Annotated in this window: 5 protein-coding genes and 1 pseudogene; 3 read left to right on the top strand and 3 right to left on the bottom strand. The window is 67.3% G+C overall.

The genetic code is table 11. The annotated features are described in order from the left end of the window. Window positions 1-238: helix-turn-helix domain-containing protein (locus tag EAH89_RS29860; protein WP_140887658.1), on the bottom strand; the 238-nt coding region annotated here is incomplete at its 3' end. Between the two features lie 187 nt (window positions 239-425). Between EAH89_RS29860 and EAH89_RS29865 the strand changes: the two are divergent. After that, window positions 426-1,267 (top strand): annotated as a pseudogene (locus EAH89_RS29865) (IS5 family transposase). 622 nt (window positions 1,268-1,889) lie between these two features. Next, the gene (locus EAH89_RS29870) at window positions 1,890-2,669 is read left to right on the top strand and encodes a hypothetical protein (protein WP_140887659.1); all 780 of its coding nucleotides are present in this window, start codon (window positions 1,890-1,892) and stop codon (window positions 2,667-2,669) included. A gap of 433 nt (window positions 2,670-3,102) precedes the next feature. On the opposite strand, the gene EAH89_RS29875 is transcribed toward EAH89_RS29870, so the two are convergent. Together EAH89_RS29875 and EAH89_RS29880 are read right to left on the bottom strand one after the other, a co-directional pair. Further along, the gene (locus tag EAH89_RS29875; RefSeq protein ID WP_140887661.1) at window positions 3,103-4,218 is read right to left on the bottom strand and encodes a hypothetical protein; all 1,116 of its coding nucleotides are present in this window, start codon (window positions 4,216-4,218) and stop codon (window positions 3,103-3,105) included. A 613-nt stretch (window positions 4,219-4,831) separates the two neighbouring features. Next, entirely contained in the window at window positions 4,832-8,149 is a 3,318-nt protein-coding gene (locus tag EAH89_RS29880) for a PAS domain-containing protein (RefSeq protein WP_140887663.1), read from the bottom strand. 430 nt (window positions 8,150-8,579) lie between these two features. Here EAH89_RS29880 and EAH89_RS29885 point away from each other — a divergent pair. Then, window positions 8,580-9,067, top strand: a 488-nt coding sequence (locus EAH89_RS29885; protein ID WP_194152379.1) for an MCP four helix bundle domain-containing protein, incomplete at its 3' end; no start/stop codon positions are given.

A 9,067-nucleotide genomic window follows, 5' to 3' on the forward strand; every position in this document is an offset into this window, starting at 1 on the left:
TCTTGTCGCGCATCAGACCATCGACGCCCTGCTCGGCGTAGCGCCGCTGCCAGCGCCACACCGCAGGGCGGCTCACACCCACGCGGCGGGCCACCTCCAGGACCGGTAGCCGCTTGGCCGACAGCAGAATGATGTTGGCCCGCTGCGTATGCTTGAGCGAGCGGTTCCGGTCGCCGATGATCTCAGCCAGGCGGGCACGATCCTCGGATCCAACAATGACACTGACGGTCTGGGCCATGCCCGGAGCATTCCACCGCCCCAGCTCGCTGTGAATCCTCCGTCTGGGTCAGTGCACTAGGTGTGCCCGCCAGACTTGGATGGTGCAGACCGTCGATGCACCTGGAGGGCCCCACGATCAACCATCTGCTCGATGCTGTCATTCTAAGAGCACTTAATGAAACCAGCTGTTGAGCGTTTTGGGGAGCATGGCAAAGCCCCTGGTTCCGGATGATCTCTGGGCGGCGATCGAGCCGCTTTTGCCGCGGGAGCGGCCCAAGCCGAAAGGTGGGCGGCCGCGCCTGCCCGACAGGGCGGCGCTGACCGGCATTCTGTTCGTGCTGCGGTCCGGCCTGCCCTGGGAGATGCTACCTTCTGAGATGGGGTGCGGCTCTGGGATGAGTTGCTGGCGCAGGCTCCGGGACTGGCAGGAAGCCGGTGTCTGGGCTGCCTTGCATCGGGCTTAGCTGGAGCGCCTGCAGGCAGCCGGGCAGATCGAATGGCGCCGGGCGGCGCTCGCCAGCGCCAGCATCGCAGCCAAAAGGGGGGCACGGAAGTCGGACCGAACCCGACGGATCGCGGCAAGCCGGGCACCAAGCGCCACCTTGTCACGGACGCCCGTGGTACGCCGCTTGGCTTGACGCTCAGCGGCGCCAACCGCCACGACAGCCGTATGCTGGCCCCGACCCTGGACGCCGTGCCGCCGATCCGGACCGGCCAGCGTGGCCGCCCTCGGCGCAGGCCGGGCAAGCTCCACGCCGACAAGGCCTATGACCATCGCCGCTGCCGCCAGGAATGCCGTGCCCGCGGCGTCATCCCACGCATCGCGCGCCGTGGGATTGAGAGCAGCACCCATCTCGGACGACACCGCTGGGTTGTAGAGCGCACCTTCGCTTGGCTCGCCCGCTACCGCCGCCTGACCATCCGATACGAGCACCGCGCCGACATCCACTTGGCCTTCACGACACTCGCCTTCGCTATGGTCTGCCTCAGCCAAATCAGGCGGTTCTGTAAGGTGTTCTTAGGCCTGCTGTGGCCTCTTTCCGGATAAAGCCTGTGGGAAGTGTGCAAAGGCTTGCGCTACATCCCTGAGACCGAAGCGCCGTGGTGCTGATGCTCAACGACATGCCGCCGTGGGTGACCCTGCAACGGCAGGTTTAGCGCTGGCTGCCGGTCCAGACAGGGCGGAGCCAAACGCAAGCAACAGGGCGATTCACTTGGCGGTCGACACGCTGAGGTACCTGATGGTGCATATCAACAAGGCGAGGACGGATGATCTCATTGAAGTCGGTCGTCTTGTCGGGGCGGTTGGGGAGCACGGGTGAAACTATCAGCTTCGCGTCGTGGTCAAGATCACACGGGCGGTCGTTCCGACAGCGCCGCGGAGGCGCACGGCGTCAAGGTGGAAGTTGGTCAAGGTTGAAGTTGCACGGCTGCGTAAGGGGCCATAGAGAGGCTCGCGCTGCTGCTCGAGCGCCAGGTCTCGGAACGCTTCTTTGCCTCAGCGAAGCACAGGCGCCGCTTGAACAAGGTAGATAAGCGCTACGCTTCAACACTCGCCGACATGAATGGTGTTGCATTCGTCTACCTCATGCTGACATGGGACGGTCAACACGCCGATATTTCATGCCAGCTCCTGCAGGTGGCTCATCGCACTCGTGAATCGACCTCTCATGATAACGAAATCGTTACGTGACAGGCGGACCTCCTATAGCAACCTTATCGTTATGATAACGAACTATGGAGAGCCCGAGTCGGGTGTGTTAGCATCAGTTGGCCTACGCCGACCGGACACTTTCAGGCTTTCAGAAGCCGAACTAAGGCTGAAGGGCTACACACAGAGCGCAGCGCCAAATGTCGGCAGCGAACTTTCCGCCTCCTTTCCGGTTGATCCCGATCTGTTGCTGAACCTAGCCGAGGCGGAAACTTTTTTTGGCCGCTCACGCCTGTTTCTAGCCTTCTGCATCAAGCAAGACCGTCTCCCAGCACAGTTGGGTAAAGACAGGATTGTCCGCATCAGGGCTTCCGACCTCGCCAAGATGCTTTCTGCCACGGAGGTCGGTCAGCACAACGGCTATCGAGTGATCTCAGAAGACCGGGAGCAAGCTTGGCGCGAGACGGTCAGGTTGCGCAAGCAAGCCCGGCGAGCGTGGACCCATGTGGCACAGGCGGATCTTGATGAGTGGCGAGGACTTCAACAACTCAACACTTCCGGAGAGATCGGCGCTAAGCGGGCCGCTGGATCCGCTATCGCCGAAGCTGAGTACCAGAAGGTGCTGGATGATGCGCGGGCTGCGACAAAAGGCTGGAAGCGATCTGAGGCACGACTGGCGGTCATTGACGAAGAATTTGAGGGGGCCTGCACGTCAGTTTGGCAGAGGCTATTTCGACAAATATGTAGCAGGGCTTCTCGATGGGTATACAGCTTCGGAAGCAGTCGCTCGGCGGCGTGATCTGGCAGTCACTTGATGATCTCGCTGTCGAATCCTGAGAGTTTTTGAGCAGCCTCCGTTTATTCGGACTTCTAGCCTGCGGCGCTGAAGAGGTGGGCGCAATCGGCTAGCGTAGACGGCGGGAGAGCGGTTCCGATCGCGCGCCGCAGGTCTTCGACGTTGCGATTGGAGGATTTGCGCAGGATGAAATTGACCTCGGTGAAGGCGCTCTCGATTGCCTGCGAAGCATTGCCTCGAAGGTTGCGGAGGGTGGCGCCAGCGGCTTTGGCAAGAACATCCGATTCCGATCACTGAGTCGCGCTCTGGAAGTGCTGACGAGCAGTGCGCCGGGCTGGTCACGGGAGAAATTGTAGGCAGCGCCTGCTTCGTCCACGGCGCTCCCGCTTGGTCCTTCACACTCAGGGGTGACGTCGCGCATCACCTCGGAGATGCATCACGGCTCCGCCGCGGGGTCGAGCATGGACACGGCGCTCTGAAGGGTGCTGGCGAAGGCGCTCCACTCGGCCGCGGCTGCGTCCAACATCTCGCGGGGGCTGCGACCGTTGTGTACCGGCGCGGCCATCCACTCCCGGAAGTCCAGCATCCCGTTCCTCGCCTTGGCGGCCGCATCGTCGAAGCTCCGCTGCACAAGGACGGCGCGCCGCTCGCGCTCGAGGGACCGGCTCCGAGCGGCCTCCACCGGGAAGAGAATCCCGCTCCGGCTTCGCAGCAGGCCTTTGTCCGCCAGCGCATCGAGGTAGGCCCGGAGCGTCTCCGCCGGATCGCGGTAGCCGTCCACGGCTGAGGTCAGGAGGTCGCGCCGGGCAACGTCGTCCTGGCGCAGCATGCCAGGCTTCAGCATGCCCGCTCTCACCAGGGAGACGAGCAACGGGCCGGGCTGGATGGGCTCCCAGGGCAAGCGGTTCAGCAAGGTCTCGCAAAGCACCCTCGACTGCCAGGCGCGGGGCGGGACGATGAAGCAGGCCGAGCCGCGCATGTGGCGGTCGATCAGGGGCGATAACCCCGCCGCCTTGACCCGCACCTCCTCGGCGCTGGGCGGCGCTTCTCGCCAGGGCAGGCCCACCACCTCGCGGATCCGGGTCACGGCCCGGCGGTCGGCAAGCCGGGCCTGCTGCTCCGCGCAGGCCTTCTTCGCGGCCCGTCGCGCCCGATCGGCACAGAGCTTCTCCTCGAGCTCCGCGACGGCGGCGTTGAGCTTGGCGTGGTGGAGCCAGGTCACGAGCTCGGGGTCCAGGACAGCGTCCCGGATGGCGAAGCGGTCGGCGTCGAGAGGCAGGCCGGATAAATCGATCTCGATTGCCGTCCGATCAGCGGCCCGGATGTCGGCGAGCTTCTCCGGCGGCACGGCGTGGCGGACGCGAATCTCTACCCAGAAGGGCCTTCCGCGGAAGGTTGCCAGGACGTCGGGCCGAAGGCGGTCGACGGAGACTTCCGCCACGGCGCTCTCGAAGACAACCTCCCGAGGCATTCGGACGAGCCGGGAGAAGCGCTGGTTGGGTGGCGGAAGGCGAACATCGTGGTGCGGGAGGCGGAGGCGGCGCTCGGACACCACGACCTCCTTGGCCAGGCGATGCAACGCGGTTTCCGGCCCGTTGCAGCCGGGTGGCACCTCGGCGCTGTCGCCCTCGCGCATACGGGACGACCAGTGCGCGTAGTGGGGCGTCCGGTGACCGCGCCGGGCAACTAGCCTCGCTCCGCAACCAGGGTCCGGGCAGACACAGCCGCAACGAAGCCCATTGCGCTCGTCCGTGAGGTCCTGCACGTGGACCAGCGCGCCCTCTCGCATCCCGTAGACGAGACTTCGACGGCCGTCAGCGAGGTTCAGATGGCCATCAAACACCGACGAACTTGCGGCCTCCGTGTTGCTCGCGCGGCAGGATAGCAGCCGTCGGGACAAGGTCCAGCAGGCACGGCTTGAGGGACTGCGGCGGGTGATGAGGGAGGTGGCGCTTATGACGCGCGGTCAACACCCACTATCCGTCAAGGTGACCGTGGATACTGGATCCCTCGCTCGTCCGAACGATGCTTCGCCTGAGCAGCGGACGAACTCGCTCGGGCCGCGCCCGATTGAGATACTCGCCCAGCACGGTCGCCATCATCGCCTAAGGTGAACACCTTTGCGGATAGCCGGAGTCAGGACGACGGATGTCAGATATCAATCGTCACTCCAATTCCGGCGCATCGTGCCGGCCCAGCGCCTCTTGAAGGGCGACGGCGAGGACCTGGCGTGGGTAGGGCTTGCGCAGGACGGCGACCGCGTCGGCGTCATGCCCGTCCAGGTTCTGCGCGCTCCCGTACCCCGTCGCAAAAACGATGGGCACGCCACGGGTCAGGAGGATATCGGCAACCGGGAACACCCGATCCTCGCCGCCGAGGTTTACGTCGAGCACCGCCGCGTGCAGCTCCGTTTCGTCCCGCACCAGGCGCAGGGCGTCTGTCAGGTTCTGGGCGGGCCCGACGACCTCAAGTCCGATTTCCTCCAGGGCTGTCTCAAGTTCCATGGCAATCAGGGTCTCGTCCTCGACCACGAGGACGCGGCGCCGCGTGCCGCTTGGCCGGGACGGGGAGGGGGCGGCCACCGGCACCAGGATGGCTCGATCCGGCCCTGTGCTCGCCGCCACCGGCGCGGCGTGCTGCGCCGGCAGATCAAGGCTCACCCGCATTCCGTCGGCCGGCCACTCGGTCCCGAGCCGCCCCCCGAGCTGCCGTTCCGCGAGCGAGGCGAGCAGGCGCGATCCGAAGCCGCGACGGGTCGGGGCCGCGATCACCGTGGGACCGCCGCTCTCGACCCAGCGCAGCCGCAAGCCGCCTTCGCCCTCCCCGAAGCTCCAGGCCAGCTGCACCGTCCCGCTGGGCGTCGAGAGCGCGCCGTACTTGGCGGCGTTGGTGGCGAGCTCGTGGAGGATCATCGCCACGGGCTGCACGGCGTCCGGGGCCAGCCGCGCTTCCGGTCCCGACAGGCTGACGCGCCCCGGGTAGGCGGCGAGCTCGCCCTCCGCGAGCGCTCGAAGGGCTACCGCGCCCCAGCGCTCGTCCGCGAGGAGGGAGTGGGCGCGGGCCATCGCGGCAATGCGGCCTTCGACGCCGGCGGCGAACGCCGCCGCGTCCGTCTTCGGGGCGAGCCGAACGAGCGACAGGGCCACAGCAAGCGCGTTCTTCGCACGATGGTCCACCTCGCGCACCAGCAGCGCGCGCGCCTGCTCGGCCCGCTTGCGGTCGGTGATGTCCAGCGAGGACCCGATGAGCCCGATGATCTCCCCCGCCTCGTTCCGGAAAGGGGCCTTCGTGGACAGCCAGATCGTCGGGTGACCGCCGGGAAGGTGGACTTCCTCCTCCACCTGCTCGGCGACGCCGCTCTGTATGATGCGCCGGTCGGTGGCCCGGATGGCTTCGCCCTGGGCCTTGTCATCGAGGAACTCGGCATCGGTCCGGCCGATGATCTCACCCAGAGGCTTGCCGGCGATCGCCGCCACGCCCTGGTTGGCGATGAGCATGCGGCCTTGCAGGTCCTTGGCGTAGACCACGCCCGGCACGGCCTCGGTGAAGGCCTTCACGAGCGAGGCCACGCGATCGCGCTCGGCTTCCAGCGCGCGCCGTGACTCGATGTCGAGAAGGACGCCGGGAAAGCGCAGCGGCGTTCCGTCCTCGGCGAGATGCACGTGGCCGTTCGCCTCCAGCCACCGGTAGGTGCCGTCCTGTCCCCGCACGCGGTACTCGTGGCTGTAGCGGCCGCCGCGCGCGAGCGCCTCCGAGATCGCCGCGCGCAGCCCGGGCAGATCGTCGGGGTGGACGTGCGCGATGATCTGCTCGAGCGACAACCCGCTCCGGCCCAGGGCGGGGTCGATCCCGAAGCTCTCGGCAAAGCGCTCGTCGATCGTGAAATGGTCGGTGGGCAGTTCCCAGTTCCAGGTGCCTATGATGGCGCCGGCGGCGAGAGCCAGGCCAACCTGCTCCGCCGCGGTCCGGGCCTCCTCGTTGCTCCTGACGAGCGCCGCCTCCACCGCCCTCTGTGCCGTGACATCGGTGAGGGTCTCCAGCACGGTCTCCTGGCCGCGCTCGTGCCGGTGCAAGGCCTTGTGCGCGTTGACCACCACCTCCCGCCCGTCCACCCGGCGGTGGCGCAGATCGCCGGTCCACTCGCCATCCCGCACCAGCCTTGCCTCGATCTCCCCCAGGGGTACGGGGTAGCGCGTTTCGAGAAGTTCCTGCGCGACGCGCCCGACGGCATCGGCCGCCGTCCAGCCGTAGAGGCGCTCGCAGCCCGCGGACCAGTGCAGAATGCGGCCCTGCAGGTCGCGCGTCATGAAGGCGCCGAGGTCGATCGTCGCCAGGAGCTCATGGCGCTCGGCGTCGCGGGCGGCCATGGCCGCCTCCGCTTCCGCGAAGCCGCGCCGCAGGGCTTCGATCTCGCGCACGGCAGCGGCCGGAAGGTTGGCGGCCCGGTCACTGGCCCGGCCCTGCGCGAGCGTGGCGGCGTAGCGATGCGACTGGCCGATCGGCCGCACGATGCTGCGCCCCACGACGAAGGCGAGGGCGCCACCAAACGCCAGGGCAGCCGCACTGCCGAGGAGCAGGTCCCACACCGGCTCGAGGCTTGCGCGGTCGAAGGACGTGGCGGCGTGGGCCACGAAGACCGTCCATCCCGGCGCCGCCGCGATCCGGCGAAACGCGAAGATGCGCTCGACGCCATCCAGGGCCGGTGCGCGGTAGAGGCCCGCCGTTTGATTGGCGAAGCGCTGGGCGTTCGCCAGCGGGATGGGGCGACCAAAAAGGCGCTCATGGTCGGCATCGGACCGGGCGACGACATGGTGGCGGGCGTCCGTCACCGCGGCAAAGCTGTCCGATGGTAACCCCTGCGCGGCGAGGAGGCTCCGGAACTGCTCCGGCACCATCCGGACGGCGACGACGTAGCGAACCGATCCCTCCCGCTCGACCGGGACGGCGACGCCGATCGTCGGCCCTCTCAGGACGGGGCCGGGGACGAGGTCGGTGACGACCGGCCGCCGGGAGACGATCGCCTCTCGGTAATCGGTCACCGCCGTCAGGCGAGAGGCTTCGCCGGCGGGCAGGGCGGTGTTGACGGGCATCGCGTTGCTCGCGACCTCGATGAGAGCCACGGCCGTGCTCATCTTCTCGGAGAGCCGACGGGCCTCCGCCTCGAAGCGAGCGAGGTCGGGAGCGGGTCCATCGAGAGCGTTGGACGACGCAAGAACGGACGCCAGGGTGATGTAGCGGCCAATCTCGCTGTTCAGGGCCAGGGAGAGAGCCTGAGCCGTGTCGCCAAGGCGGCCCTCGGCCGCCTCGCGCCGCGCCTCAACCCCCTTCCACACGGCGAGGTAGCCGAGAAGAAGGGCCGGGATCACCGCGGCAAGGACGAGGCCGAGGAGGATGGTGGCCAGTTGCAGACGGGGCAGCCCAGGGACGTCCCGGCCCACCGGGGGCGAGGTCTGCGCTGCGTCCTGCGTGGTAGCAAGCACCATAGGGCACGCATCCTCCGCGCCGGGGATACGCCTAAGAAGCCGAGCCGCCCGGGCGCAGGATGTTAGTTGAATCAGAAAGTTCAGGTCAGTTTAAAAACCTGATCCTTCTTCCATTGGTGAGACGATTGCTTTTTGTTAAATAAGCGCGGTGATAATGCGGAGATAAAAACTCACTGCTTGCTCCCCGCGCTTCCGCTGCGCGCCTTTTTCTTCGAATTACCTCGCGCGGAAGATTAGATCGTGGAGCCAGGATCCATTCGGGGCGCCTCTTGCTGCGATCCCGCTCCGAAACCTTCGGAGCGTTAGACGAAACGCACCGGAGCGCTTCTCCAAGGCGGCTTGAGGAAAAATTAGCGCAATCGGCCCAGCGTGCGGCGCGGCGTGGACGGCGCGCCATCCCTTGCCAGCCGACCGTCGGATGAGATCCCCCATGCTGTTCTTCCCGGCCCTGCCCGCCCTGCGCTCCTCGCTGAGGAACCGGCTGATTGCGGCGTTCGGCCTCTCCTTCCTCGCCCTGGCCTCGCTCGGCGGCTTCGCGGGCTGGCAGCTGCGCCAGGTCAACACCGCGGCCGTCGAGATCCGCGACCGCTGGCTGCCCTCCGTGCGAGTCCTGGGCGAGCTGCGCTTCGCCACCTCGCACGTCCGCCTGAACGGCGCCCGGGTGCTGATGACCTCGGAGCCGGAGGTCCGGGCCGATGCCCTTCGTCGCCGGGCGGGCTTCGCCACGGACATCGAGGCGCTGCGCGCGCGCTACGAGGCCCTCATCTCCTCCCCGGGGGAGCGGCGGCTCTACGACGCCTTCGCCGCGGCCTGGGCGGCCTACGTGGCCCAGGACGCCCCGCTCCTGAGCGGCGCGGCCGGCGATCCGGCCGCGCTGCAGACCTTCAACACCGATCTTGCCCGGCTCTCCATCCGCGC

This window comes from Muricoccus nepalensis (assembly GCF_006438825.1).
Taxonomy (GTDB): domain Bacteria; phylum Pseudomonadota; class Alphaproteobacteria; order Acetobacterales; family Acetobacteraceae; genus Roseomonas; species Roseomonas nepalensis.